Consider the following 26,548-nt stretch of genomic DNA (forward strand, 5'->3'; position numbering starts at 1 on the left):
AAAGGGTGACTGATTATTTCAAAGCAGCTTTATTTTATTCTAGAGCAGGTTTTTTTGTTTCGGAAGTTTTTTTCTCCTTTTCCGGTTTAATGGCAATAAATGAAAGAATGGCCGCAATGAAACTCAGACCTGCCAAAACAATTACCATCCATTTACTTCCAAAATTCATTAAGATAGCAATGGCCGGAGGGCCTGCAGCTACACCCGCAAATCTCGTGGAACTGAAAATAGAAGTAATGGTGCCCCGCATCTCTTTTTTAATGCTTTGTGTTAATAGGGCATCTAGACAAGGTAAGGCTGCTCCGATACCCAGTCCGCTCAGTGAAAAAATAGCGATCAGAAAAATAAACTTCTCCGACATCATGGCAACAGCCATCATACTTCCCATCAAAACGATCCCAAAGAAAGACAGCCATTTCATTTTGCGAAGGCTATCTTTGATCCATTTACCGGCTGAGAAAGATGCAATGCACAGGACGGCAAGCGGAATGGCAAGGAGCAGACCTTTTTTGATTCCATCAAAGCCATATACATCTTCCAAAATGGACGATAAATAAAACAGCATGCCGAACAATACAAACATCAGGATGGCTCCTATTATAAAAACGGCTGACAACCATCGCCCATGTTCCGAAAAAATGTCTTTAATATTATGCATGAACCTCCCAAATGATAGTTCATGGTGATCCCCTTCGGGTTTTTTTACAAGGAACAAAATTAGCAGTACCGAAGTAAGCGAAAATACCGGAATGGATAAAAAGGGAAGGAACCAGAGAATGCCGGCTAGTATGGATCCGAGTATTGGACTCAGCACTTTTCCCAATGTATTAGAAGTCTCAATCACACCAAGTGATGCACTTACATCCTTATCCCTTTTAAACATATCTCCAACAAGCGGAAGAACGATAGGGAAAGCTCCTGCCGCTCCAACACCTTGTAATATTCTTCCTATAAGAATCATGATATAGGCAGAATCCAGCTTCCATGCTGCCCAGCCTGCCAGCAGCCCGCCGATTCCCGCGATGATCAAAGAGGGAACAATCACGATTTTTCTGCCATACTTATCTGATAAAAAACCGGCAACTGGAATTAAGAAAATGGCAACGATTGAATAGACAGTGATGATTAAACTGGATTGAAGTTTGGTGATGTTAAGTTTCTGTTCGATTAACGGAAGAACAGGTATTAGCATGGAGTTGCCCAATGTCATGATAAGCGGAATGGAAGCTACAGATATGACGGCCCATTTTTTTTCGGCCAACTCGCTCGCTTTACGGCCAAAATCCAATTTTTCAAATGTTGACATGCCTTTTCCTTTCCCTTGATATGATCAGAATTAATATGTCACATTCATCAACATTTTATCAGTTGCAAAAAAGGAAAATAGCGGAAGTGATCTCATCACTTTTCAGTTATATCCACTTCAGTAAATTGCATATCGATGTTTTTGGGTATTTTCACTTCAAGAATCAGGTCCTTTATTAATGCAACAGCCCCTTTTCTCTTGACGAGACATGGCAAGGGAATGGAGAACCGGTCACCGTCTTCAAAAAAATTCTCAATAATCGCCAGATTGGATGTATGGAAAAATTTAAGTCGGGTTTTTTGATCCTCATTCAGAAGATGAATTCGGATAAAAACAAAGTCAAACGTCTCAAAGACTTGTGTATCGGGTCTTTTTGAATCGTGTTGATTCTCATTTATCGTATGGTTGGAGGCCGAGTTCTGTTGTGATGCAATATTTTCCATTTGGGAAGGGAGGTACTTTTTAAGCATTTCATTTACGAATGACTGGATATCCGACGTACTCATTTGTTCGCTCCATTTTTTTGCATCTTCATTAAAAGGAAATGTTCCCCAAGGAAACACTCTGCCACCTCCTTTATTCAATCGTTTTATTATATGCCTAATGCAAAAGGCGCGTAACAAAAAAGCCAAAATCACGGAATAAAGCATATATATTTGAATTTTTTTAGAAGAATAGTAAGATTGAATATGAAATTGACACAAATATGTAACAGGTTGGTGGTAATCTTCTCAAGGCATCGTTTGCAATACTTGTTTAATTTTGTCTAAAAAGTGAACTAAATTCTTTTACTTCATACTTCACAGTGGTAAAATGGACTTGCAATGCAGTTCGCTGCAGAACACGGGATTCATTACCGCCGGCAAATAAAAAGAAAAATCTTCCGGCGTCAATATATTGAGGTCAACGATGGAGGTTTTTGATCAATGAGTAGACAAGCGTCTTATGAAGGATCCCCATGGGCTCAGTTTTCTGGCCCAAACCTTGGGTATGTGATGGAGCTATATGAACAATACCTAAATGATCCGAACAGTGTCGATCCAGAAATGAAAGAGGCATTTGACCAGTGGGGTGTCCCCTCAGCTGGCAAACAGGCAAAAACAACAGAAGGTCAGGCAGATGTTTCCTTCCAAATGCCGGCAACCCACAACAGCATGAGTAAACTGGTAGCTGCTGTCAAATATGCGGATAATATACGTACATACGGTCATCTCATTGCGGATATTAACCCGATTCGAAGAAAAGAAAAAAATACAAGAAGACTTGAATTATCCGAGTATAATCTGTCAGAGGATGATTTAAAGAATATCCCGGCTTCATTTATTTCGCCTAATGCTCCATCAAATTTGAAAGACGGACTGGATGCAATTAAGCATCTTCAAGAAGTTTATACAAAGAAACTTGCATTTGAATATAACCATGTCCATGAACTGGATGAACGAAATTGGCTTCAGCAAAAAATAGAAGAAGGTCTTTTCTATAAACCATTGAATAATGAGAAGAAAGTCAATTTGCTTGCCCGTCTTGCTGAAGTTGAAGGGTTTGAGAAGTTCATTCATCGTACCTTTGTCGGACAAAAGCGTTTCTCGGTTGAAGGTTTGGAAACGCTCATTCCATTAATGGATGAAATCATCAGTCTTGCAGTAGAGACAGGGACGAGAACCGTTAATATTGGAATGGCTCACCGGGGACGCCTGAATGTGTTGGCGCATGTTCTTCAAAAACCATATAAATTGATTTTTTCAGAGTTCCAGCATGCTCCAAATAAAGAGCTGATCCCATCTGAAGGTTCGATTGGCATCACCTATGGGTGGACGGGAGATGTAAAATATCATTTGGGTGCTGACAGAAAACTCAAAAAAGGGACAACGGTTACAACACGAATCACCCTGGCAAACAATCCGAGTCACCTTGAAGTGGTCAATCCTGTAGTAGACGGATTTACCCGCGCAGCTCAAGAGGACAGAAGCAGTGAGGGATATCCAAAACAAGATATGGATAACAGCCTTGCTATTGTTGTACATGGGGACGCAGCCTTTCCTGGTGAAGGAATTTCGCAGGAAACGCTGAATATGGGACGCTTGAAAGGATATAATACTGGCGGTTCAATTCACATTATCGCGAACAACATGATTGGATTCACAACTGAAAGCAGTGACTCCCGTTCCACTTTATATGCATCCGATGTGGCTAAGGGTTTTGAAGTGCCAATTGTACATGTGAATGCTGATGATCCGGAAGCTGTCCTTGCAGCAGCAGCCCTTGCACATGAATATCGCAAAGCATTTCATAAAGATTTTATTATTGATCTGGTGGGTTACCGGCGTTTTGGCCACAATGAAATGGATGAACCCATGGTCACAAATCCATTAATGTACAACATTATTAAAAAACATCCGACTTCAAAAGAAATTTATGCCGACCATCTGATACAAGCCGGGTTGTTGACAAAAGAAGAAGTGGAGAAAATTGATCAAGAAATTCAGGAGAGACTTCAAAAGGCATATGACAATTTGCCGAAAACTGAAGGAAATCCCGATATTGTTATGAATCCTCCGGAAATCGTGGATAAAAGACTTTCTACACTCAATACAGCAGTAGACGAAGATGTTTTAGAAACAATGAATCGGGAATTAATTACATGGCCCGAAGATTTTAATGTATTTAAACGTCTCGAGAGGATTTTTAAAAGAAGAGAAAATGTCATAGAGGAAAAAGGGAAGGTTGATTGGGCGCATGCTGAAGCACTTGCATTCGCATCGATATTAAGGGACGGTACCCCTATAAGGATGTCAGGCCAAGATTCACAACGCGGAACTTTTGCACAGAGAAACCTTGTTCTGCATGATGTTGAAACAGGTGAGGAATATATTCCAATGCATCATTTGAGCAATGCGAAAGCTTCTTTTGCACTTTATAACAGCCCATTGACTGAAGCTGCGGTTGTAGGTTTTGAATATGGATATAACGTTTTTGCGCCAGAAACCCTTGTTATCTGGGAAGCTCAATTTGGTGATTTTGCCAATATGGCTCAAGTGTATTTTGACCAGTTTATTTCATCAGGAAGGGCGAAATGGGGACAAAAATCAGGACTGGTCATGCTCTTGCCGCATGGATATGAAGGTCAGGGGCCCGAGCACTCCAGCGGCCGTGTAGAAAGATTCCTTCAAAGTGCAGCTGAACATAACTGGATTGTCGCAAACTTATCAAGTGCAGCCCAGTATTTCCATATATTAAGAAGGCAAGCAGCGATCCTCACGAAAGATGAGGTCAGACCGCTGATTATTATGACACCCAAAAGCCTGCTGCGTCACCCGCTGGCATCTTCAGATGTAGAGGAATTGACAAAGGGCTCCTTTAAATCAGTGATTGAACAGAGAGGCTTGGGGGGATATCATGAAGCTGTTGAAAGAATAGCACTTTGCAGCGGAAAGATTGCGATTGATCTGGAGGAGCAATTGCAGGACGAAGCGGATGTGGATTGGCTCCACATTATCAGGGTTGAAGAACTTTACCCATTCCCTAAAGAAGAAATCTCTGAGATTTTGTCAAGGTATCCCAATTTGAAAGAGATCGTTTGGGTTCAGGAAGAGCCGAAAAATATGGGCGGCTGGCTCCATGTCATATCCTATATAAGAGAAATCAGACCGGAAGGTGTAGATATACGGTATGAAGGAAGAAGGAGAAGGTCCAGTCCGGCAGAAGGGGATCCGACTGCTCATAGAAAGGCACAGAGCCGTATCGTAAAAGCTGTATTTACAAAACCAGAGTAAAAAGAAAGATATATATCCGCAAAGACTAGAGGAGGATAAAAAGTGGCCGAAATCAAAGTACCAGAACTCGCAGAATCCATCATGGAAGGAACCATCGCTCAATGGCTTAAAAAACCAGGCGACTTTGTCGATAAAGGTGAATATATCGTCGAGCTTGAAACGGATAAAGTAAACGTGGAGATTATTTCGGAAGAAGCCGGAGTGGTAAAAGAATTGAAGGCCGAAGAAGGCGAAACGGTAAATGTGGGAGATGTCATTGCCATTGTCGATGAAAGTGGCACAGCAGAATCGGGTACATCCCAGGAAGCATCCGAAGCTGCACCGCAGAAAGAGGAACAAAAAGCTTCTGAGCCGGAACAGGTATCCCAGCCTGCTCCTAATGCTGCCCGGGAGCAGGAAGAAAAACAGCCGGATGAAAAGGAGCGTCCGATTGCTTCTCCGGCCGCACGTAAATTAGCGCGGGAAAAAGGAATTGATTTATCTGCAGTTCCTACAGTTGACCCGCTGGGAAGAGTTCGAAAACAAGATGTTGAAACGTATGCAAATCAACCGAAACAGCCGTCTTCTCCTGCTCAACCGGGGAAAGCTGCTCCAACTGCTTCTCAAGGTGAGCCAGGAAAACCGGTTGAACGTGTACGTATGTCACGCCGCCGCCAAACGATTGCCAAAAGGCTTGTAGAAGTTCAGCAAACAGCAGCCATGCTGACAACATTTAATGAAATCGATATGACAGCGGTAATGGAATTAAGGAAAAGAAAGAAAGACAAATTCTTTGAAGAGCACGATGTAAAGCTTGGATTCATGTCTTTCTTTACTAAAGCTGTTGTTGCTGCATTAAAAAAATATCCTGCTGTTAATGCGGAGCTGCAGGGAGACGAGCTTGTATATAAAAAGTATTATGATATCGGTGTCGCTGTTTCTACAGATGAAGGTCTAGTTGTACCGGTGATCCGTGACTGCGATCGAAAGAACTTTGCAGAAATAGAAGAAGACATCATGACTGTAGCGAAAAAAGCCCGTGACAACAAATTGGCTTTAAGTGACCTTCAAGGCGGGACATTTACGATTACAAATGGAGGGGTGTTCGGCTCCCTGTTATCAACTCCAATTCTTAACGGGAACCAAGTGGGAATTTTAGGTATGCACACCATTCAAACTCGCCCCGTTGCCATTGATGCAGAAAATATGGAAAACCGGCCAATGATGTATGTGGCTCTATCTTATGACCACCGAGTAATTGATGGAAAAGAAGCCGTTGGATTCCTGGTGACTGTTAAAAAGCTTCTTGAAAATCCGGAAGATCTGCTTTTGGAAGGATAAATCAAAACAAGATATGCCCCCGTATAGCGCCGTACAGACTGTAGTGCCTCTGACGAGAGAAAGGGAACAAGGTCCAACGTACGGTCGCTTTAGGGGATCGAGCCCCGGTCGTTCCACAGAATTTTTCGGAGCCAGATTCAGAATACATGTGTACGGAAAATCCATAATAAACGTTACGGCCAAAAGACCACTTCAACCTGAAAATGGAAGTGGTCTTGTTTGCGTGGCTGCGCAGGATTTCATGGGTTATCGGGAGCTATTGGAGAAGGCACAGAAAAAGCGTGCTTTTTGCACGCTGGTATATCAATATATTAATTGCCTAACTTAAGTTTAAACCTCGTTTTCTTATTTCCATTTTCAATAATCGAATCCAATCAGCACCGTGTCCATTCTTTTTTGCGTCTCGGTAGGCTGCAACCAACTGCTCATTTGTCATGATCTTCATGTTTGCAAAAACCTCCTTAGTGAAATGGAATCCTCACGTTCATTTCTCATTTTACCTGTTTTTGGGTGAGATTGAAAGCGTTTTATTACAAATCTTCAAACAAATTTAGGTTTTTTTCGACATATTTCTTTTAAAAAAATAGAGCCCTTTCAGCGGGCTCTATATCATTTTCTATTTCATAGAAATCCAAACACTCTTTACCTCTGTGTAGTTGTTTAGAGCATATGAGCCCATTTCCCTTCCAAGTCCGGATTGTTTATATCCCCCGAAAGGTGAAGCGGCATCAAAGACATTATAGCAATTTACCCAGACGGTGCCGGCGCGCAGCCTGTTTGCTACATAATGTGCATTGGCTACGTCACGTGTCCAAAGTCCGGCAGCCAGGCCATAATCCGTTTTATTTGCCCGCTCGATCAGCTCGTCCAGGTCTTCGAATGGTAATGCTGAGATAACCGGGCCGAAAATTTCTTCTTTGGCAATGGTCATTTCGTCATTTACATCGGCAAAAATTGTCGGCTCAACGAAATATCCTTGCTCACTTGACTTTTTCCCGCCAGCCAGCAATTCCGCTCCTTCATTAATACCTTTTTCAATATATCCCAATACTCGGTTTTGCTGTTCGGAAGAAACCAGCGGTCCCATTTCGGTATCCTGATTTAAGCCGGCCCCTTGTTTTATGCTTTTGGCATGTGAGGCCATATCAGCTACTACATTGTCAAAGTTTTTCTTTTGAATAAATACACGGGATCCAGCCGAGCAAACTTGTCCTTGGTTGAACATGACACCGTTTAATGCACCTGGAATGGCTTTAGTCAAGTCTGCATCCGGAAGGATAATATTTGGTGATTTTCCACCAAGTTCCAAAGTGACTCTTTTAACTGTTTTGGAGCATTGCTCCATAATTTTCTTACCGACTTCAGTTGATCCGGTGAATGCAATTTTATTTACATCTGGATGATTGACTAGAGATGATCCTGCAGGCTCTCCGAAACCTGGAACGATATTAACCACTCCCGGAGGAAATCCTGCTTCTTCAATGAGTTCAGCTAAGTATAATGCAGACAACGGCGTTTGTTCTGCGGGTTTCAACACTACTGTACATCCGGTTGCCAGAGCCGCACCAAGCTTCCACATAGCCATCAGCAACGGGAAGTTCCATGGAATAATCTGTCCGACCACACCTACAGGCTCGTGGCGTGTATAGTTAAAGAACGGCCCTGATACAGGAATTGTTTGACCTGTAATTTTAGTTGTCCAACCGGCATAATAGCGCATATGTTCAATGACCAACGGGAGGTCTGCATTCATTGTTTCCCGAATGGGCTTACCATTGTCGAGTGTTTCCAGCTGCGCAAGCTCTTCTTTGTTTTCTTCTATCAGATCTGCAAGCTTGTACATCAGCCTTCCTCTTTGAGCAGCGCTCATTTTAGACCATTTTCCTTCATCGAACGCTTTTCTTGCAGCTTTTACAGCCCGGTCGATATCTTCAGCTCCCGCTTCATATAAAGTAGCCAATGTTTCACCTGTAGCCGGGTTAGGGGTATCGAAAGTCTTGCCGTCGGCACTTTTAACAAATTCCCCATTGATGTATAAGTGTTTTGTCCCCTGTAAAAACTTTTGCACCTTGTCTTTAACATCGATTGTTGCTTGACTCATTGAACTCCTCCTTAAAAATTTTTTTCCAAGGAAAATAACAGAGGCTAAGAAACCGCTGCCAATTACAAGTCTACTATGAATATACTAAATTTACAAATAAAATGAGCGGAAAATATTTCCTCATAATCTGACAATATTTGATGCGGTGGATGGGTAATAGGAGGAGGTATGACTTTGGTAAATAACCGGTTAAAAGGGCGGTTTTTGATCGGATCCATGGCTGCAGAAAATTCAAATCTTATTTTAACAATGCCTAAGAGAGATCACCTTGAGAAATGTCCCTTGTCTATGGATTCATTATGGGCTAATCCGGAGATTTTCGTGGGTAATCTTGTTCAATTACAAAAAAGATCAGGAAAGGCGGCAAGATAATCCGGCACGCTTTTTTTATTTTTTGGAGATTGATAAAATGAGAAAGGACGTAGTTATAAAAAGAAGGGATGGTTAATTGGTGAACCTGAATCAACTGCCTGAGGATGTTAAACAATTGATTGATCAAAGAAGAAATGCATTCTCACACGATGCAGAGCATCTTATTGGAGGCCAGGAGTTTTTGGCTGAGGACGAAAATATTGTATTGGATGCTGTCATCGCTCTATCGCTTGGAAAAAATATTTTGCTGAAAGGACCTACTGGCTCCGGTAAAACCAAACTTGCGGAATCTTTATCCCGCATATTCCATCAGCCTATGCATAGTGTCAATTGTTCTATTGATACAGATACCGAAGCATTCCTCGGCTTCAAAACAATTAACCAGCGTGAGGGAATAAGCAAAATAGAGTTTATCCCGGGTCCTGTTATTCAAGCTATGGAAAAGGGACATTTACTATATATAGATGAAATCAATATGGCCAAACCGGAAACACTGCCCATTTTAAACAGCATTCTGGACTATAGAAGAAGATTGACGAATCCTTTGACAGCTGAAGTTGTACAGGCAAAGAAAACATTTGGAGTTATCGCAGCAATCAATGAAGGATATATTGGATCTGTTCCATTAAACGAGGCTTTAAAGAATCGGTTCATCGTCATTGATATTCCTTATGTGCAAGGCGATATATTAAAGAAAGTGATCTTGCAGGAAAGTCAGCTAAAAAATGAACAGCTCATCCATCAATTTGTCAGCTTATCGGCAGACTTGCTCGTTCAGGTAAAAAATGGAATTATTCCAGAAGAAGCAGCCTCTGTTCGCGCATTAATTGATACGTGTGACCTGGCTGTCTTCATGGACCCTCTCAGAGCTGTCAAAAGAGGGATATCGGATAAACTAGAGGAAGAACGGGAAAGAGCAGCTGTCCAGAATATTGCCTCCACATTATTCAAATAGAGGTGGATCCAATGAATCGTTTTATTGACTTTAATGATGAAAAAACAGATACTCCGCTAATATTAGAATTGACAGATCTGGCAAAAACCCTGGCAAGATCCAGTCAATATGAAGCAGAAATACGTGTGCATTCTTATTTAAGCCAAAATACAAAAAAAGTATATGTCAGTCATTTTTGGAATCATCGCCTTCAGCCTATTAAAAAGGCTGGAATGAAGAGTGACATTTACTTACGGGCTTATGGAAACAAGACATATACTGACTTCAACATTATTGAGACTTACCGGAGAAAAATACAGTCAGCTAAAATTTCCGGCTTTGCCCGGCAGCTGTTAATGCTTGCTGAAGATATAAGGGTAGAAGAGCTATGCAAGAAAGACAGGCCCGGAATGGCTGATGAATTTCAGTTGCGCCGTCAAGTTTACGCAGAGTACCATGAATCCCAGTTAATGGTAAATCTGCAAAAAAGCATGTTTACTGATGCTTTTTTTAATGCAGTTTATTTAATGCTTCATACCGCAGGTACACTTTTTTCTTTTCCTCATTTTTATCCGGAGTTGGACAGTGCGATTCCTCAACTGCGAATCCGGTTGGAGGGGCTGTTCGATACTCAGTCAACAAAAGACTGCGTGGAAGTCTGTACGAAGGTCATTCAATTGGCCGATGAGGTTTTTCTATCGGATATGCTTAACGAGTATCTTCATCTTCCGGTACCTGGACAAAACATCCGCAACGAGTTATATGCAGACTTAAAAAGGAAGGACCCTCTCCAAAATGACGAATCGTCAGAAGAAGCAACACGAGGAGATGAACAGGTACAAAAGGATATGATGGGAACTTGGCACAGGGAAATCCAAAGGCCCGGAAAAAGTTTTTTGCAATTTGAATTGAAACGGGGAACAAAAACAGGCATTGATGGTGCAAATGGAAGAGAAGGGGAAGAAGACCAAGCTCTTGGCATTGTTCAAGGAAAAAGCGGACAGTCGGAGAAAAAAGAATTTTCCCGGCAGGAATTAATAGGCGCTCCACCACATAAAAGAAAAAATGGAAACAAACATACATTCGGCAAGGCCAATCAACATGCACGCCCTATTTTTGTCACTCCGGATAGACCGGATCTCCAAGAGAGGGCAGAATATTCCCGGCTCGAAAAAGAGGTTCGTTTTTATCACAAAAAACTAAAAAAACTGTTGCAGCGAATGACGGAGAAAAAGCAAAATGAACAACGCACCCACTTAAAAATGGGACGTCTTGGAAAAAATTTATTGTCTTATTATACAGAGGATCAGCCAAACATCTTTTATAAAAAAACTATGCCCGGAAAAGAGATGGATGCTGCTTTTATTCTGCTTGTCGATTGTTCCGCCTCCATGTTCGATAAAATGACAGAGACCAAGCGGGGCGTGGTTTTGTTCCATGAAGCCTTAAAGTCCGTGAATGTGCCGCATGAAATTATCGGGTTTTGGGAGGATGCCAATGATACAACGGTTGACGATCAGCCCAATTATTTTATGGAGGCCGTTACTTTTTCTTCTTCGCTGCAGTCCAAGACCGGACCTGAAATCATGGTGATGGAAGCCATGGAAGATAATAGAGATGGGTATGCCATCAGAATCGCGGCTGAAAAGCTTATTCGGAGACCCGAAAAACAAAAATTTCTTATCGTTTTCTCGGATGGGGAACCGGCTGCATTTGATTATCACCATCATCATGGTATTTTGGATACACATGAAGCTGTAAAGGACGTCCGGAAGAAAGGTATAGAGGTTTTTAATGTTTTTCTTTCAAATTCCGGCCTTGAATTTGAACAGAAAAAGGTATTTGAAAATATTTATGGAAACAAAAGTATTATTGCCCCGTATGTAGAGGATCTTCCTGATGTGCTTTTTCCTTTGCTCAAAAGATTGTTGAGGCAATCTCTGCAGGTTTAGATGAAAAATTAAAGCCAAGCATCTGTTACAGACATACAAACTAAACCGATATGCGGAAAAGCCTGGAACCGAGTAAAAAAGATGGCTTGATTTTAATTTTCTTAATAAAATACCAGCGAAGGAAAACTATGTTTTCCCTGGTCTTTCGCGCAGTCACCTCTATACAGCCGTCCTGCGCTTTTCTTCATTGTCCAGCTTCGGACGGCAGGGGCTCGAGGTCGCTTCGAAAAACCAATGAAGGCAAAGAGCGGCCTTCCTTGGTTTTCCTCCAGCGCTAGTCGCCCCTGTACAGCCGTCCTGCGCTTTTCTATATTGTCCAGCTTCGGCGCCTAGCCCCTCGAGGTCATAAGCCCGTCACTGCTGAAGGCAAACTACGCCTTCTTCAGCGCCAGTCTTATGCTTGTCGGGGCTGGTCAAGGCGCCTCCGCTTTTCTAATTGTCCAGCTTCGGACGGCAGGGGCTCGAGGTCGCTTCGAAAAACCAATGAAGGCAAAGAGCGGCCTTCCTTGTTTTTCCTCCAGCGCTAGTCGCCCCTGTGCAGCCGTCCTGCGCTTTTCTATTCACCAGCCTCTGCTCGCACCCCCGCCTCCGGAGGAACCGCCCCCGCCTGATCTTGGGCCTCCAAAGCCACCGCCTCCACCACCGCCTCTACTTAGGATAGCGGCGAGCATTCTTATGATTGTTAATGTGAAGGCTCCGCCCAGGAAGCGGTAATCCAAAAAGATTAAACCGGCAAAAATCAGGATTAAGATCAGCATGGTAAAGGGGGATATACTCTCGGTATTGTTATATTCAATACCTTCCGCATCTGCTGTTTTCTGCAAATTGTATTCCTGAGAGACTTCATTAAATAATTGTTTATACGTATTCATAAGAGCCAGGTTCATTTGATTTTGTTCCAGATAAGGAAGTGCGTAGCTGTCAAGAATTCTTCCTGCTTTTCCGTCCGGCAGAGCGCCCTCTAGCCCATAGCCCACTTCTATTCTAATTTTTCGTTCCTGGGGTGCCAATAGCAGGAGAACGCCATTGTCATTTTCTTTACTGCCAAGGCCATATTCCCGAAATGCCTGCAATGCATATTCCTCTACAGTTTCATTTTCAAGAGATTCGACAGTTAATACTGCAATCTGTGCTTGTGTCTGATCGTCTAAATACCTTCCAAGCTCCACCAATTCCTGCTCCTCATTCTCCGATAGGACATTTGCAAAATCCTGTACATAAATATCGCCAACAGGCTTCGGGATGGAAGCGGCCTGGACGATCTGTCCAGCAGGGTGACTGATGAAAAAGAATAGAAAGGAAAGGAGGAGAAGACCCCGCCTCATTAATCTCCAGTCCCTTCAAAGTCTACATTCGGTGCTTCCTCGGCCCCTTCCTGCGCTTGAAAATATTCTCTTGTGTCGAATCCAAAAATGGAAGCAACAATCCGGCTGGGGAATTGTCTGACTCTTTTATTGTAATTTGTGACTTCCTCATTGTAGTCCATTCTTGCAACGGAAATTCTATTTTCTGTTCCTGCCAGTTCATCCATCAGCTGGGTAAACTGCTTATCCGCTTTAAGTTCCGGGTAATTTTCAGCTATTACAAGCAGCCTGCTTAGCGCATTTGATAACGAATCATCCGCCTCTGCCTGTTCCTGAACACTATTGGCACCTATCAGTCTTGAACGAGCCTCAGCAATGTCCCCAAGCACATCTTCCTCATGTGCAGCGTACCCCTTGACGGTATTTACCAGATTTGGGATCAAGTCCGCTCGTCGCTGCAATTGGTTTTCAATTTGGGAATGTTTCTGTTCCACATTTTCTTCAGCTTGAATAAATCCATTATAACTGCTCAACAACGGAATGATGATCAAGGCCAACACAACGATAACCCCAATCATAGCTCCTAGTCCTCTTTTCATTTTCTCTCACCCCTCACCCTTAGTATAACGATTAAACGTAAAGATAGTTTCAGTTCTTTTCTTTTTTATTTACCCAAAAAGAACAAAAATAGAACGATCGGCAGTTTAAAGAATGATTCCATACCGGAAAAATGTTACAATCGATATAAACCTTGCGTAAGGAACGGAAATGGAGCTGAAGTGAATGAACGGAATAAAAGATGGATTAAACCGGCCTTTGCAAGATCTCAGAATATCCGTAACAGATAAATGCAATTTCCGATGCCAATATTGCATGCCTGCTGATATATTTGGCCCGGATTTTCCATTCTTGCCAAAAAGTGAAATTTTATCTTTTGAAGAGATAGAACGTTTGGCGATTGCTTTTAGTAAACTGGGTGTAACCAAATTAAGAATCACTGGAGGGGAGCCGCTTCTCCGAAAAGATGTAGCACACCTGATTGCCAGATTGAAAAATATTCCGGGAATTAAGGACATTGGACTTACCACCAATGGAGTGCTGCTGCCAAAATTGGCAAAAGATCTGGTGAATGCAGGGCTGCACAGAGTGAATGTCAGTCTCGATGCGCTAAACGATGAAGTCTTTTCGAAAATTAACGGGCGGGGCGTCAGCTCAAATGTAGTTTTGAAAGGCATCGAAGCTGCAAGAGAAGCAGGTTTGGGCGTTAAGGCAAATATGGTCGTTCAAAAAGGAATCAATGAAAGCGAAATCATTCCTATGGCCAAGCATTTTAAAGAGTTGGGTGTCACACTTCGCTTTATAGAATTCATGGATGTAGGCAACTCCAACGGCTGGAACTTTAGTAAAGTGGTGACCAAAAAAGAAATGTTTAAATTGCTTTCAGAACAATTTGATCTGGTGCCTGTCGATCCCGATTATTTTGGAGAAGTAGCCAAACGCTACCGTTACAAAGATACGGATACTGAGGTGGGTTTCATCACCTCTGTGTCTGAATCATTTTGTTCAAGCTGTACAAGAGCACGTCTTTCGGCAGACGGGAAGTTCTATACGTGCTTATTTGCCTCCAAGGGGTATGACCTTCGTGAGATTGTACGTTCAACTCATGAAGAGGAACCATTAATCAAGGAGATCCGATCGATCTGGAATCAACGGAAAGACCGCTATTCTGACGAACGGACAAAAGAAAGTGCAAAATCAAGAGAGAAGATTGAGATGTCTTACATCGGAGGATAATGAATGGAAGGAGACTGGTGAATAAGTGCTGGAGAGAAGGAAGCCCATTTGGGTTAAAGAAGCAATCGATAAGGTGATGGAACATAAAAAAAGAGGGGAAGTTGAAACAGTATCTATACACGACTGTGATGAGCGGTATCTTGCTTCTCCATTAATTGCAGACCATGATGTACCCCCATTTGACCGCTCTCCATATGACGGATTTGCATTAAGAGCCCGGGATACGAAAAATGCATCACGAGAACACCCCTTATTATTTGAAGTCATTGATGAAATAGGCGCAGGACAGGTGACTCTGAAACAACTCGGCTCCATGGAAGCTGTTCGTATTATGACGGGGGCGCAAATTCCTGAAGGAGCCGACTGTGTGATCATGCTTGAACTGGTAAATGAGAGGAATGAAAACGGCAGGAAACTCATTGAAATAAAAAGGCAGCTTCAGCCGGGTGACAACCTTTCTTTTCAAGGGGAGGATGCCCAAAAAGGGACCGAGCTTATTGGTAAAGGAGTTCAAATTAATCCCGGGATAAAGGCGTTGTTGGCTACCTTTGGCTACAGCCGGGTAAAAGTCGGCAAAAAGCCAACTATAGGCATTATTGCAACCGGGAGTGAATTACTGGGTCCTGAGGACGAACTGGAACCGGGAAAAATACGGGACAGCAACGGTTATATGCTGCAATCACAAGTTTTGCGCACAGGAGCTTTATATAAAAGGTATGAGAACTGTGCTGACGACCTGGAGACGTTATATCATGCGTTAAAGACTGCACTGGAAGAATGCGATATTGTTATCACAACCGGCGGCGTATCCGTCGGGGACTTTGATTATATGCCGGAAATTTATAAAAGGCTTGGTGCAAAATTATTATTTAACAAAATTGCTATGCGTCCGGGAAGTGTGACAAGCTGTGCTGAAATCAATGGACAGCTGCTGTTTGGCCTTTCCGGCAACCCATCAGCCTGTTATGTAGGATTTGAATTTTTTGTAAAACCTTATATACGATACTGGATGCATTCGGAGCTGCCGTATAACCGTTTTGTAACCGGTGAATTAAAAGCTGATTTTCCAAAACCGAATCCGTTTAGCAGATTTATCAGAGGCAAGCTTAGCTATGAAGAGGGCAAAATCTTTGCAGAGCCGGTAGGATTGGATAAATCTGGAGTTGTCACTTCTATTGCATGGGCAGATTGTCTTATCGTCCTTCCAGGTGGGACAAGAGGTTATCAAAAAGGGGATCAAGCAGATATCATTCTCCTTGAGGATCGACAGGGAAGCGGTGTACCGTGGCAGGAAAAAAAATTATCCAAATTGTAGGCTTTCAAAACAGCGGAAAAACGACCCTGATCGAGCAATTGATTAAAGCGTGCAAGGAAAAGGGGCTCCGTATAGGCACGATCAAACATCATGGCCACGGAGGAAAGCCCGATCGGGCCGTGAACGATAAAGATACAGGCCGGCATATGGCCGCCGGTGCAACAGCCGCAGCTGTAGAAGGAGCCGGGAGTTTACATATAGAGGTGTCCCAAAACCAATGGAAACTGGAAGATATTTTGCAAATCTATGATTTGCTGCCTTTGGATATTATACTGGTGGAAGGATATAAAAAATTGTCCTGCCCAAAGGTCGTTTTATTGCGCAATAGGGAGGATGATTTTTTGTTGGATGAACTGTCCAATATTGTTGCAGTGGTTTCCCGGAGACAGATGATCGGCCAGCGATCTATTCCATTTTTCCGATTGGAGGAGACAGAACCTTTCATTAAATGGTTTTTCAATAATATTGTATGTAAACAGCACTGAAAGAATCAGGCGTCGGATAAACAAATGGTTTACCCGCGCCTGATTCTTTTATTATTGATTTAACTTTTGCTCTACTTTTTGGCACACTTCATTTGCAGAAAGACCGCTTGCTTCAACAACCGGGACTTCTGAAGAAGTCGTCTGTATCCCCATTAAGTTGGAATTCATTCCGGTTACTACACAGCAGTCTACATTATTTAATTCTGAATCATTGGCAAGAGTGACCACTTCGAATCCCTTGGCTTCCAAAGCCTGGGATACATTATTCAATCCTTCCTCTACACCGATTCTCATGTTTTGCACCTCCTCCTCTTTTTATCATTCCATGTTTACTATTTCCTAAACTGATTTCTTAAGCATATTCATTGGTGGCTGAACAATCCTAAATGTATAATGGTCTTACTTGACTGCATAGGTCATAGAGCCAGATATGGCAATAGTTTATGTTACAGTTTGGAGGAACAAAGCGTGGTTCAGCAATGGGAAGTCATCGTGATGAAAGGCGAGAGCGAACCGTGGTGGTTTTTCCCTGAATGGAGAAATGACATCATCGAACTGTATACTTTCTCGGAAAAAGAAGCTGCTATCCGCCGGTATATGTCACGATTCCGGGAATTAAAGAATAAATGTCAATATGTTAAGGTGAAAAAAACTTCTTTGGCTGCCTTCTGGAACGAAGGGGATCGAGCATACTGCGAACAGTGCGAAGATGACTTACAGTTGTATTACGGTTTATTGATCTTACTAAATGGCGAACCTTATGAGTTTACTGAAAAAACGGTGAATGGATGAATGTAGATGAGTGTTCAAACTAAAAACGCAGCTGCTCCGACTAGCCAAACCAAGCAGACAGTTTATGGCATTTTATTTGCCATGAGCGGCAGCCATTTGTTAAACGATTCAATTCAGTCGGTTGTCCCGGCTATGAACCCTATTTTTGAGCAAAGTTTAAATCTCTCGTTTGCTCAAATTGGCTGGATTGCATTTGTGCTGAATATGACTGCTTCCGTTATGCAGCCTGTCTTCGGCTATATAGCGGATAAGAGGGCAACTCCTTTTTTGCTTCCAGCCGGAATGTTTATGAGTATGATTGGTTTAATCGGATTTGCTTTATCCCCGAACTTTTACGTCATTTTGCTGTCCGTCTTTTTTATCGGGATCGGTTCTGCTGTCTTCCATCCCGAAGGGTCCAGGGTTGCTTATATGGCAGCTGGGAACAAACGGGGGCTGGCCCAATCCATTTATCAGGTGGGCGGAAACTTTGGACAGTCACTGGCACCGGTGTTTACAGCATTTATTTTTGTGCCTCTGGGACAAAGGGGAGCACTTGCTTTTACAATAGTCACCATAACTGGAATTATCTTGTTGTTGTATGTGTCAAGATGGTATAAAGGACAGATACAAGAAGGGCGATTCAGTCTCAAAAGCCGAGCGACTGCTGTTCAAAATGCAGCCCCGATTCATAGAAAAATTAAAATGGCCATGGGTTTGCTTGTTTTTCTTGTTTTTGCCAGATCTTTTTATGTAGCGGGCATTAATAACTTTTATCAATTTTATTTAATACAAGATTATGGGCTCACTGTCAGGCATGCCCAATTATATGTCTTTATTTTTATGTTTGCAGGAGTATTGGGTACCTTTTTCGGTGGTCCATTGGCAGACCGTTTCGGGAGAAGAAACATGATTTTCCTGTCCATGGCAGGGGCTGCACCGCTTACCGCCATTTTACCGTTTGTTCCGTTGGCTCTGGTCATACCGATTTTCTTTATTATAGGATTTGTGATTTTGTCAAGTTTTAGTGTAGCCGTCGTGTATGCACAGGAACTGATGCCACAGAAGGTGGGAATGGTGTCCGGTCTCATTGTCGGGCTTGCCTTTGGTATGGGGGCCGTTGGAGCGGTCCTGCTCGGGATACTTGCAGACTTGTACAGCATCCGCTTTGTTATGATTCTTTGCGGCCTGCTGCCATTTGTGGGAGTATTGACGTGGCTGCTGCCCAATGATGAGAAGGTAAGGGAACTGACACGTCCTCGTACTTGATAAGAATCGGATCCCCCGGCATGATAATCAGCCGGGGTTTTCTTCATGCAGATGAGTTTATATACCTGCTTTCTTTTTCTCCGATGAAATGTCCCGGGAAGCTCCGCTTACCTTGTGCATAGGGTATATCCGCATTTCTAGGAAGCTTGTTGCGAAGTGTTTGACACGATATCTGGCTGAAGAAAATGATTTTCCGGAACCGTTTGTTTGTCTGCACTGATGAGGCACTTGCACTTTTTCTTAATGGAGAAGGAATAAAGCAATCCTTCAACGAATAGGGAAAGAAAGACGAGATTTGTTTGAAGGGGTGCTATGATGCTTCAATCCCAGTCTCCATTATCCGAAAAACCAGTGGATGTCCGTGATCTGGACGCCACCGAACTTAAGAAAAAGCTGACAGAACGTACACTAACATCGTTAGAAATAACAAAAAAGTATATTGACCATTTAAAGCAGGTGAACCCGGCTGTAAATGGCATTGTAGAAGAACGCTATTCTAATGCATTGAAAGAAGCAGAGGTAGCTGATCACCTCATTGCCCAGGGAAATGAGGCAGGAAGCCTGACTGGCATACCTGTAACCATAAAGGAATCATTTCATGTGAAAGGGATGCATACGACTGGCGGCCTGCATCTTCGATCTCGGCAAAAACAATCGACAGATGCACGTATCGTTGAAAAGTTGAAAAGCGAAGGGGCCATTATACTTGGTAAGAGCAATACACCTTCTTTATGCTTCTGTCAGGAAACCGACAATAAGCTGTTTGGAAGAACAAATAATCCATGGGATGTAAACAGGACTCCGGGAGGCTCTTCCGGTGGAGAAGCCGCCTTGATTGCACTAGGGGGAGCGGCAGCCGGAATTGGGTCTGATATCGGCGGCTCCATAAGGTTTCCGGCCCATTTTAATGGTGTGATTGGATTTAAATCAGGAAGGGGAAGGGTTTCTCATGCAGGGAGCTACCCGGAAGTTTTGCATCCGCTTCAGCAAAGAATGTACGGAATTGGGCCTATCACAAAGTCAGTCAGGGATGCAAGAATGGTTTATCAAGCCATTGCCGATCATGAGTACGACACCAGAATGAACGTTCATGATTTTACAATTTATACGCTGCCCAAGGGTTCTGCCATACTACATGAATTCATTGAACAGAAACTGGAAGAAATGATAGACTATTTAAACAAGTTTTTTGAGGTCGGAATAGAAACACCTCCATTTTTTAATGAAAGTGCAAGTATTTGGCAGGAAGTGATGTCTATTGACGGGGGAAAATCCACAGCGAAGGAGGCTGGCTTTTCGGGAACAGGCTCCGTCATTACTCATTTTATAAAAGAAAAAATATCAGGGAAGTCCGATTATCATGTCTTTCTGACTTGGGCTTTGATCGGTGCCCGCCTGTTTAAGCCCGGTAAAAAAAGAATATTGGAGATTGAGCGTACGATTGAAAAGGGAGATCGTCAAAACGAAAAATTTTTTGACCGTAATATTCTCGTTCTTCCTGTTTATCATCGTACCGCCCCTTTTCATGGTGAGCTGTACAGTGAGATATTTTCTATCAGGAAAACTTTTAAAAAATATATGCCTTTTGCAGCCTATGCCAACGTCTGGGGATTGCCGAGCCTCACAGTTCCCCTTGGCAAAGATGATGGAGGACTCCCATTTGGAGTCCAGTTCATCAGCAAAAACGGAAATGAGGAAGCACTGTTCCAATTAGGTGAAATCATAGAAAAGGGTTTTGCACGTTTCCAGCGCTGCAGACTGCATGATTCTTAAATAATCTATTTATATACAAATTTTCGTTTAAAAACACACTTTTTCTTCTTTGCTATATATGATAAAATATTAGATAAACTCAACTGGTACAATGATTTATAAAGAGATACAACGGTATGCAATCGGGGGAAAGAATGAATAAAAATATAAAAAAATGGATTCTGTTTACGCAGCATGTCGCAGGGATGGAACTTCCAGTCAAGCAGGAGAACTCTGGGATTAATATGAGCTACAACTTTATTTTCCACTACATTGGATACGATGCAACGCGGATTGAGTCGGCGATAAAGAAAGAAGTGCACGGCATTTCGCTGGATGATTATGTTAAAACCTTTTCGCTTCATGAGCTTGGCCATGCATTAGACCGTGAATCCCTTCTTGCGTCTTTGGATCGAACGATTGAAATTTATGAATTGAAAAGTCAGTATTCCGGGGAAGAGCGATATAAAGACAGACAGCTGCTTTCCGCCTTAATTGAAGAGCATAAAATGAATATTGAATTTGAAAAAACTGCATGGAAAAATGCCCAAAAGATAAACAGTGCATATGACATCGTCGGCTGGAAAACGTTTGAAATCCTTAAAAACCTCTCATTACAAACATATGTTGACTCCTATCAGAAACATCTTTTGGCATATGAAAAGCTTGTAGAACAAACTGAGAAAATTGCATAAGGCAGATGAAACTTCATTTTGAAAAAAATGAAGTTTTTCTTCATTCCTGAAGGGAAGCAGCAAGCTTTGCAAGCTCTTTTTCAGGCAACCTTTTTTTCGATGATAGGGAATATGACGCGCTCTGCTTTCCCGATAAAGCTTTCGAGAAAGGCTCCCAATTCCTTCATTTTTTCCAATATCAGCTGAAGGTGATTGTTGAATCTCCATAATGGGTGAACGGATGGAAAACATGTTCCAACAGCAAATCTTTGTTTTCTGCCTGTCGATCGAAGTATATTGGGCAAATGCAGACAATACAATTTCTTCTTCATGGAAGTGGTTTTGGCCTGAAGGATGCCAAAATACCTGTAAAATCTGTAAGGCTTGATCAACCGCCTATCTGCTGTATTCTTTCCTGCTTTTTTCATTTTTGCCAGTTTGCAAGTCTATCATACGATGCCGGGACAGGTGTTGAAGTGTTGCATGGCGTTTCAGGCCTTTCTTTTTTTATCGCGTATCCCTCCTCTGTTTTATTAATTTATACATGATAAACGGGAAATTTCAAAATATATAACCATTCAACGTCCATTTGCCAATGATTCTAATTGGTAGTATAATTTTTAACGCAACCTACTTTTGTATCTTGCAAATATAAATAATAGGTGGTATTTCACATGACAACAACAAAAGAGTACAGAGTTTTATTGTATTATCATTATGTACCCATTGAGGATCCGGAAGAATTCGCAAAACAGCATTTGAAATTTTGCAAAGAAACCGGACTGAAAGGAAGAATTCTTGTCGCGCATGAAGGGATTAATGGTACGGTTTCTGGAACGATTGAACAGACAGACCGGTACATGAACATGATGAAAGCAGATCCCCGATTTGCGGAAATGGTATTTAAAATAGATGAAGCAGACGGGCATGCGTTCAAGAAAATGTATGTACGTCCGCGTAAAGAGTTAGTTACCTTGCGACTGGAAGATGATATTGACCCGAACGAGCTGACTGGCGAATATTTAAGTCCAAAAGAATTTTACGAGGCCATGCAGGAAGAAGATACGGTCATTTTAGATGCCCGTAATGATTATGAATATGATCTCGGCCATTTTCGTGGTGCCATACGCCCGGACATTAAAACATTTAGAGAGCTACCGGATTGGGTTCGAAGCAACAAAGAATTGCTGGAAGGTAAGAAAATACTCACCTATTGCACCGGGGGAATTCGGTGTGAGAAGTTTTCCGGCTGGCTCAAAAAAGAGGGCTTTGAAGATGTGGGGCAGCTCCATGGCGGAATTGTCACATACGGCAAGGATCCTGAAGTACAAGGAGAATTATGGGACGGAAAGTGCTACGTTTTCGATGAAAGGATTTCAGTTCCCATTAACCAGAAGGAACATGTGATTGTAGGAAGAGACTATTTTGACGGCGAACCTTGTGAGCGTTATGTGAACTGTGCAAACCCGGAATGCAACCGACAGTTCCTGTGTTCCGAAGAAAATGAACATAAATATTTAAGGAGCTGTTCAGATGATTGCCGGGAGCATCCGCGCAATCTTTATATTAAGGAGCACAACTTAACTGAAGAAGAAGTACAAGAACGCATCCAACAATTGAAAGTAGAAAAAGTTTTAAACTAAATAATTTTGAACCCGTTCATCTGCTTGATGGCGGGTTTCTTTTTTTCGTAGAACTTTTATACAGTTGTATGCGATAATAAACATATCCTTGTTTAAATAGAAGTGGGGAGAAGATATGGTTAAAGAGAAGTGGTTCAGATGGGGAATAGGCGTGATGATGTTATTTTTGATCATCTTTCTGGGGACAAAAATCAGTTTTATTTTTACTCCTTTAGTGATCATCGTACAAACGTTATTGCCGCCTATTATTGTGAGCGGGGTTCTTTACTATTTGCTGAGACCGCTTGTCAACCGGCTGGAGAAAAAAATGCCGAGAACACTGGCCATTATTTTAGTTTTTCTCGGAATTGCAGGCTTAATGACAGCGATTGTCTTTATTGTTGGACCTGAACTTCAGCGGCAGTATAATCATTTTGTTGAGAATCTGCCTTCCTACATAACGAGTGTTCAACAATGGGTCTTATCCATTATGGAAAAAGACTGGTTCCAAAATTTCCAGGAAAGCAACTATGTCGAAAATATAACTGCATACATTGAAAACAATGCAAAAAACATGCTGGAAAATGCCGGAGCAACGGCTGCGAATGCTATAGGAATGATTGCAAATACGGTAATGGTTCTTGTATTAGTGCCTTTTGTTTTATTCTTCATGTTAAAAGACGGGGAACAGGCACCCAAATTTCTTTATAAAATACTTCCTAGAAGGCATAAAGAGGAAGCTGAGGATATTTTGGACGACATGGACGGGGCCTTAAGTGCCTATATACAGGGGCAGATGATTGTCAGCTTTTGTGTTGGGCTAACCACCTATATCGGGTACTTAATTATCGGGCTGGATTACTCACTTGTGCTTGGATTGATAGCAATGGTCACAAACGTCATTCCGTTCATCGGCCCTTGGTTTGGGGCTTTTCCTGCAGTGATTGTCGGTTTGCTTGATTCCCCTTTACAGGCGCTGCTAGTAGTTGTGGTCGTGGTCATTGCCCAGCAAATAGACAGTAATATTACTTCACCGCTGGTTATGGGCAAAAAATTGAATGTTCACCCATTGACGATTATCTTTGTCCTTTTGGTAGCTGGAAAATTTGGCGGTTTATTTGGGATGATCTTTGCGGTTCCGGTCTATGCCTTATTAAAAGTCATTGTCAGCCACATGTACCGATATTGGAAGTTGGAATAGCAGTGATTGGAACAAACGACTCAATGGCGCTTCCTTTTGGAGGCGTCTTTTTCCTGTCTGATAAAGTTCTGTTCTTTGTAGAATAAAAGCAGATCCGGCACCATAGATCAAGGGCTTAGCCTGTGCGCATGAAAGTAAAATGCTGCTCACCCCTTCCGGGCGGCTTACAGGAGCTAAAAAACATCCTCATTTCATTTCGCTTTGTTACCAGTGCTCTGCACCTTAAGTCATTGTTATATTTTTCATCTTATAATGAATGGGCTTTTTCATAAAATAGGAACGTTCTTAGGAACAATGCTTATCGGAGGGTTCACCATATGACTGTCATTAATAATGTGAAGCAGACATTAACAGGATTGAAAAGTGCACAGGCCAGTCTGGAAGGGTTTGCCCTTCAAACAGACAATCAGCAAGCCAAGCAGTTGTATCAAATGACTGCACAGCAAACACAAGAGATTATCGATGCCCTGGAACCACGAGTCCAGGAAATCTTGCAGGAAGAGCCGCAATATAACGAATAAATTCAATAAAAGGAACAGAACGGTCTGCTTCTGTTCCTTTTTTTCCAAATGAGGAGGTAGGGAAGATGACTGTCCTTTCTGATGTCAAAACTACATTGGCGACGATCAAGGGGATCCAGGCGACCTTCAGCAAACTTGCACTCGTAAGTACTGATGAAAAGGCTAAAGCCGTTTTTCATGAATGTATGATCGAAACAGAGCCGGTAATATCAGATTTACAGCAGAGGATTGAAAGAATGATGGAAGAAGAAATTCAATATAAGAATTCATAAAAGGAGGCATAAGCTTGAATACTCCAGAATGGCTGGATATCATTGTTCGTTCAGGCATCTTGGTATTTGCTTTGTTTTTATTAACCAAATGGCTGGGCAAAAAGCAGCTGTCCCAACTATCATTTTTTGAGTATGTTACGGGAATCACCATCGGAAGCATCGCTGCTGAAGTCTCAGTAGGCCTGGATAAAGATTTTATTCACGGTTTGTACAGTATGTTAATATGGGCAGCCATTCCAATTTTCGCAGGCATTCTTTCAATTAAAAGCAAGAAAGCGAGAGACTTTATAGAAGGGCAGGAAACGGTTGTCATCCAGGATGGGAAAATTCATGAAGAAAATCTGACAAAACAAAAATATACGGTCGAAGAACTGATGCATTTATTAAGAAAGAAGAATGCATTTCAAGTTTCTGATGTTGAATTTGCCGTGTTGGAAGCAAATGGTGAGTTAAGCGTCTTATTAAAAAAAGAAAAACAGCCGGTCACACCTGAAGATCTAAACCTGGAAGTTGCACCGGTAAAAGTACCTCAAACAGTCATTTTGGAAGGCAAGATTATGGATGCAGGACTGGCAGGATGCGGTTTAACGCGGGAGTGGCTGGATGCCGAACTGGAAAAGCAAGGAATTTCGCTTGATAATGTTTATGTGGGGCAAGTAGATGCTTACGGACAGTTCACCGCCGATTTATATGATGATCAAATTCAGCTTCCGCAACCTCAGGAAAAAGCTCTGTTATTCAGCGCATTGAAAAAATCTCAATCTGATTTGGAAAGCTTTGCACTTAGTACGGATCATAAGGATGCAAAGGAAATGTACAGAAAGCATTCAAAGAAGCTTGCAGAACTTGTTCAAAAGACGGAAAAGTACCTGATCCATTAACCAAAAGGGTCATCCGCCAATGGGACGACCCTTTATTTCATGCATACATTTTTTCAACTTGTTTTTGCAGCTGCTCGTTTTCCGAATATTCATTATATGTCATATATTTATCAACAATACCTGCCGGAGTTATTTCTATCAGGCGGTTAGCAATGGTTTCGACAAACTGGTGGTCATGAGACGTAAACAGCATGGACCCCTTAAATTTTATTAACCCATCATTCAAGGCAGTAATGGATTCCAAGTCCAAGTGATTTGTCGGGTCGTCAAAGAGCAGAACATTGGCACCGCTGAGCATCATTTTTGACAGCATGCAGCGAACCTTTTCGCCACCTGAAAGTACTGATGCTTTTTTTAACACTTCATCCCCGGAAAAAAGCATTCTCCCCAAAAATCCTCGTAAAAAACTTTCCGTTTCATCCTGCGGCGAGAATTGTCTCAACCAATCAATAAGATTTAACTCACTGCCTTCAAAGTAGGCTGAATTGTCCTTTGGAAAATAAGACTGCGAAGTGGTAACACCCCACTTAAATGATCCGCTGTCCGGTTCCATCTCACCTGCAAGAATTTGCAGAAGTACCGTATTTGCTATTTCATTTTTTCCGACCAGTGCGATTTTATCATCTTTATTCATGGTAAAGCTGAGATTGTCAAGGACTTTGACGCCATCAATTGTTTTGGAAAGCCCCTGTACAGTCAGGAGGTCATTACCAATTTCTCTATCCGGTACAAAGGCAATATATGGATAACGCCGGGAAGAAGGTTTGATATCATCCAAAGTAATCTTGTCAAGGAGTTTTTTCCTGGATGTCGCCTGCTTGGATTTAGAAGCATTTGCACTGAATCTTGCAATAAACGCTTGAAGTTCTTTTATTTTTTCTTCTTTCTTTTTGTTTGCTTCTTGGGCCATTTTTTGGGCCAGCTGGCTG

24 protein-coding genes are annotated in these 26,548 nt (G+C 42.2%); 16 read left to right on the forward strand and 8 right to left on the reverse strand.

Going from position 1 to position 26,548, the window contains the following annotated elements:
* Window positions 1-34: 34 nt before the first annotated feature.
* Both ACFSCZ_RS00855 and ACFSCZ_RS00860 read right to left on the reverse strand, forming a co-directional pair.
* Entirely contained in the window at window positions 35-1,306 is a 1,272-nt protein-coding gene (locus ACFSCZ_RS00855) for an MFS transporter (RefSeq protein WP_380771590.1), read from the reverse strand.
* A 95-nt stretch (window positions 1,307-1,401) separates the two neighbouring features.
* The gene (locus ACFSCZ_RS00860) at window positions 1,402-1,869 is read right to left on the reverse strand and encodes an Hsp20/alpha crystallin family protein (RefSeq protein ID WP_380771592.1); all 468 of its coding nucleotides are present in this window, start codon (window positions 1,867-1,869) and stop codon (window positions 1,402-1,404) included.
* Between the two features lie 363 nt (window positions 1,870-2,232).
* Between ACFSCZ_RS00860 and sucA the strand changes: the two genes are divergently transcribed.
* On the forward strand, window positions 2,233-5,079 hold the full coding sequence (gene sucA / locus ACFSCZ_RS00865; RefSeq protein ID WP_380771593.1) for a 2-oxoglutarate dehydrogenase E1 component: 2,847 nt from the start codon (window positions 2,233-2,235) through the stop codon (window positions 5,077-5,079).
* A gap of 42 nt (window positions 5,080-5,121) precedes the next feature.
* Window positions 5,122-6,399 carry a 2-oxoglutarate dehydrogenase complex dihydrolipoyllysine-residue succinyltransferase gene (gene odhB, locus ACFSCZ_RS00870; RefSeq protein ID WP_380771595.1) on the forward strand — a complete coding sequence of 426 codons (1,278 nt, stop codon included), beginning with the start codon at window positions 5,122-5,124 and terminating at the stop codon, window positions 6,397-6,399.
* Window positions 6,400-6,718: 319 nt separating this feature from the next.
* On the opposite strand, the gene sda is transcribed toward odhB, so the two are convergent.
* Entirely contained in the window at window positions 6,719-6,844 is a 126-nt protein-coding gene (gene sda / locus ACFSCZ_RS00875) for a sporulation histidine kinase inhibitor Sda (protein WP_380771597.1), read from the reverse strand.
* A gap of 171 nt (window positions 6,845-7,015) precedes the next feature.
* Window positions 7,016-8,500, reverse strand: a complete 1,485-nt coding sequence (locus ACFSCZ_RS00880) for an aldehyde dehydrogenase family protein (RefSeq protein ID WP_380771598.1) — start codon at window positions 8,498-8,500, stop codon at window positions 7,016-7,018.
* Between the two features lie 451 nt (window positions 8,501-8,951).
* On the opposite strand from ACFSCZ_RS00880, the gene ACFSCZ_RS00885 reads away from it, so the two are divergent.
* The gene (locus ACFSCZ_RS00885) at window positions 8,952-9,827 is read left to right on the forward strand and encodes an ATP-binding protein (protein ID WP_380771600.1); all 876 of its coding nucleotides are present in this window, start codon (window positions 8,952-8,954) and stop codon (window positions 9,825-9,827) included.
* 11 nt (window positions 9,828-9,838) lie between these two features.
* Window positions 9,839-11,758 carry a vWA domain-containing protein gene (locus tag ACFSCZ_RS00890; protein WP_380771601.1) on the forward strand — a complete coding sequence of 640 codons (1,920 nt, stop codon included), beginning with the start codon at window positions 9,839-9,841 and terminating at the stop codon, window positions 11,756-11,758.
* Between the two features lie 560 nt (window positions 11,759-12,318).
* Here the strand turns inward: ACFSCZ_RS00890 and ACFSCZ_RS00895 are convergent.
* Together ACFSCZ_RS00895 and ACFSCZ_RS00900 are read right to left on the reverse strand one after the other, a co-directional pair.
* The gene (locus tag ACFSCZ_RS00895) at window positions 12,319-13,083 is read right to left on the reverse strand and encodes a TPM domain-containing protein (protein ID WP_380771603.1); all 765 of its coding nucleotides are present in this window, start codon (window positions 13,081-13,083) and stop codon (window positions 12,319-12,321) included.
* The gene (locus tag ACFSCZ_RS00900) at window positions 13,083-13,661 is read right to left on the reverse strand and encodes a LemA family protein (RefSeq protein WP_380771605.1); all 579 of its coding nucleotides are present in this window, start codon (window positions 13,659-13,661) and stop codon (window positions 13,083-13,085) included. The genes ACFSCZ_RS00895 and ACFSCZ_RS00900 overlap by 1 nt, the downstream gene beginning before the upstream one ends.
* Window positions 13,662-13,845: 184 nt before the next feature.
* Here ACFSCZ_RS00900 and moaA point away from each other — a divergent pair, with 184 nt between their 5' ends.
* The 3 genes from moaA to mobB are packed head-to-tail and all read left to right on the forward strand — an operon-like array spanning window position 13,846 to window position 16,656.
* A complete protein-coding gene (gene moaA, locus ACFSCZ_RS00905) occupies window positions 13,846-14,856 on the forward strand; it encodes a GTP 3',8-cyclase MoaA (RefSeq protein WP_380771607.1) in 1,011 nt (336 codons plus the stop codon).
* 25 nt (window positions 14,857-14,881) lie between these two features.
* Window positions 14,882-16,171: a molybdopterin molybdotransferase MoeA gene (locus tag ACFSCZ_RS00910; RefSeq protein ID WP_380771610.1), complete on the forward strand. Its 1,290-nt coding sequence runs from the start codon at window positions 14,882-14,884 to the stop codon at window positions 16,169-16,171.
* Complete coding sequence (gene mobB, locus ACFSCZ_RS00915; RefSeq protein WP_380771612.1) at window positions 16,141-16,656, forward strand: molybdopterin-guanine dinucleotide biosynthesis protein B; 516 nt, start codon at window positions 16,141-16,143, stop codon at window positions 16,654-16,656. The genes ACFSCZ_RS00910 and mobB overlap by 31 nt, the downstream gene beginning before the upstream one ends.
* A gap of 51 nt (window positions 16,657-16,707) precedes the next feature.
* On the opposite strand, the gene ACFSCZ_RS00920 is transcribed toward mobB, so the two are convergent.
* The gene (locus ACFSCZ_RS00920; RefSeq protein ID WP_380771614.1) at window positions 16,708-16,950 is read right to left on the reverse strand and encodes a YkuS family protein; all 243 of its coding nucleotides are present in this window, start codon (window positions 16,948-16,950) and stop codon (window positions 16,708-16,710) included.
* Between the two features lie 174 nt (window positions 16,951-17,124).
* Between ACFSCZ_RS00920 and ACFSCZ_RS00925 the strand changes: the two genes are divergently transcribed.
* The 9 genes from ACFSCZ_RS00925 (at window position 17,125) to ACFSCZ_RS00965 (ending at window position 25,619) form a co-directional block, all read left to right on the forward strand.
* Window positions 17,125-17,448: a DUF1033 family protein gene (locus ACFSCZ_RS00925; protein ID WP_380771616.1), complete on the forward strand. Its 324-nt coding sequence runs from the start codon at window positions 17,125-17,127 to the stop codon at window positions 17,446-17,448.
* 6 nt (window positions 17,449-17,454) lie between these two features.
* Entirely contained in the window at window positions 17,455-18,696 is a 1,242-nt protein-coding gene (locus ACFSCZ_RS00930; protein WP_380771618.1) for an MFS transporter, read from the forward strand.
* Window positions 18,697-19,011: 315 nt separating this feature from the next.
* The gene (locus ACFSCZ_RS00935) at window positions 19,012-20,469 is read left to right on the forward strand and encodes an amidase (RefSeq protein WP_380771621.1); all 1,458 of its coding nucleotides are present in this window, start codon (window positions 19,012-19,014) and stop codon (window positions 20,467-20,469) included.
* A 134-nt stretch (window positions 20,470-20,603) separates the two neighbouring features.
* Window positions 20,604-21,143 (forward strand): integrase, encoded by a 540-nt coding sequence (locus ACFSCZ_RS00940; protein ID WP_380771625.1) that lies wholly within the window; start codon window positions 20,604-20,606, stop codon window positions 21,141-21,143.
* A 653-nt stretch (window positions 21,144-21,796) separates the two neighbouring features.
* A complete protein-coding gene (gene trhO / locus ACFSCZ_RS00945) occupies window positions 21,797-22,765 on the forward strand; it encodes an oxygen-dependent tRNA uridine(34) hydroxylase TrhO (protein ID WP_380771626.1) in 969 nt (322 codons plus the stop codon).
* A gap of 115 nt (window positions 22,766-22,880) precedes the next feature.
* On the forward strand, window positions 22,881-23,945 hold the full coding sequence (locus ACFSCZ_RS00950; RefSeq protein ID WP_380771628.1) for an AI-2E family transporter: 1,065 nt from the start codon (window positions 22,881-22,883) through the stop codon (window positions 23,943-23,945).
* Window positions 23,946-24,262: 317 nt separating this feature from the next.
* Entirely contained in the window at window positions 24,263-24,466 is a 204-nt protein-coding gene (locus ACFSCZ_RS00955) for a DUF1657 domain-containing protein (RefSeq protein WP_380771630.1), read from the forward strand.
* A 65-nt stretch (window positions 24,467-24,531) separates the two neighbouring features.
* The gene (locus ACFSCZ_RS00960) at window positions 24,532-24,738 is read left to right on the forward strand and encodes a DUF1657 domain-containing protein (RefSeq protein ID WP_380771632.1); all 207 of its coding nucleotides are present in this window, start codon (window positions 24,532-24,534) and stop codon (window positions 24,736-24,738) included.
* Between the two features lie 8 nt (window positions 24,739-24,746).
* Window positions 24,747-25,619, forward strand: coding sequence for a DUF421 domain-containing protein (locus tag ACFSCZ_RS00965; protein ID WP_465270184.1), 873 nt, complete (start codon window positions 24,747-24,749; stop codon window positions 25,617-25,619).
* 37 nt (window positions 25,620-25,656) lie between these two features.
* On the opposite strand, the gene ACFSCZ_RS00970 is transcribed toward ACFSCZ_RS00965, so the two are convergent.
* Window positions 25,657-26,548 (reverse strand): ABC-F family ATP-binding cassette domain-containing protein (locus ACFSCZ_RS00970; RefSeq protein ID WP_380771636.1); only part of this gene is annotated, 892 nt, incomplete at its 5' end.

Source organism: Siminovitchia sediminis (assembly GCF_042680885.1).
Classification (GTDB): Bacteria; Bacillota; Bacilli; order Bacillales; family Bacillaceae_C; genus Siminovitchia; species Siminovitchia sediminis.

Excerpts from the sequence above, each read along its gene's own strand:
- ACFSCZ_RS00855 (WP_380771590.1), bottom strand. The coding sequence starts at position 1,306 with ATGTCAACATTTGAAAAATTGGATTTTGGCCGTAAAGCGAGCGAGTTG.
- sucA (WP_380771593.1), top strand. The coding sequence starts at position 2,233 with ATGAGTAGACAAGCGTCTTATGAAGGATCCCCATGGGCTCAGTTTTCT.
- sda (WP_380771597.1), bottom strand. The coding sequence starts at position 6,844 with ATGAAGATCATGACAAATGAGCAGTTGGTTGCAGCCTACCGAGACGCA.
- ACFSCZ_RS00880 (WP_380771598.1), bottom strand. The coding sequence starts at position 8,500 with ATGAGTCAAGCAACAATCGATGTTAAAGACAAGGTGCAAAAGTTTTTA.
- ACFSCZ_RS00890 (WP_380771601.1), top strand. The coding sequence starts at position 9,839 with ATGAATCGTTTTATTGACTTTAATGATGAAAAAACAGATACTCCGCTA.
- ACFSCZ_RS00895 (WP_380771603.1), bottom strand. The coding sequence starts at position 13,083 with ATGAGGCGGGGTCTTCTCCTCCTTTCCTTTCTATTCTTTTTCATCAGT.
- ACFSCZ_RS00900 (WP_380771605.1), bottom strand. The coding sequence starts at position 13,661 with ATGAAAAGAGGACTAGGAGCTATGATTGGGGTTATCGTTGTGTTGGCC.
- moaA (WP_380771607.1), top strand. The coding sequence starts at position 13,846 with ATGAACGGAATAAAAGATGGATTAAACCGGCCTTTGCAAGATCTCAGA.
- ACFSCZ_RS00920 (WP_380771614.1), bottom strand. The coding sequence starts at position 16,950 with ATGAGAATCGGTGTAGAGGAAGGATTGAATAATGTATCCCAGGCTTTG.
- ACFSCZ_RS00930 (WP_380771618.1), top strand. The coding sequence starts at position 17,455 with ATGAGTGTTCAAACTAAAAACGCAGCTGCTCCGACTAGCCAAACCAAG.
- ACFSCZ_RS00935 (WP_380771621.1), top strand. The coding sequence starts at position 19,012 with ATGCTTCAATCCCAGTCTCCATTATCCGAAAAACCAGTGGATGTCCGT.
- ACFSCZ_RS00940 (WP_380771625.1), top strand. The coding sequence starts at position 20,604 with ATGAATAAAAATATAAAAAAATGGATTCTGTTTACGCAGCATGTCGCA.
- trhO (WP_380771626.1), top strand. The coding sequence starts at position 21,797 with ATGACAACAACAAAAGAGTACAGAGTTTTATTGTATTATCATTATGTA.
- ACFSCZ_RS00950 (WP_380771628.1), top strand. The coding sequence starts at position 22,881 with ATGGTTAAAGAGAAGTGGTTCAGATGGGGAATAGGCGTGATGATGTTA.
- ACFSCZ_RS00955 (WP_380771630.1), top strand. The coding sequence starts at position 24,263 with ATGACTGTCATTAATAATGTGAAGCAGACATTAACAGGATTGAAAAGT.
- ACFSCZ_RS00960 (WP_380771632.1), top strand. The coding sequence starts at position 24,532 with ATGACTGTCCTTTCTGATGTCAAAACTACATTGGCGACGATCAAGGGG.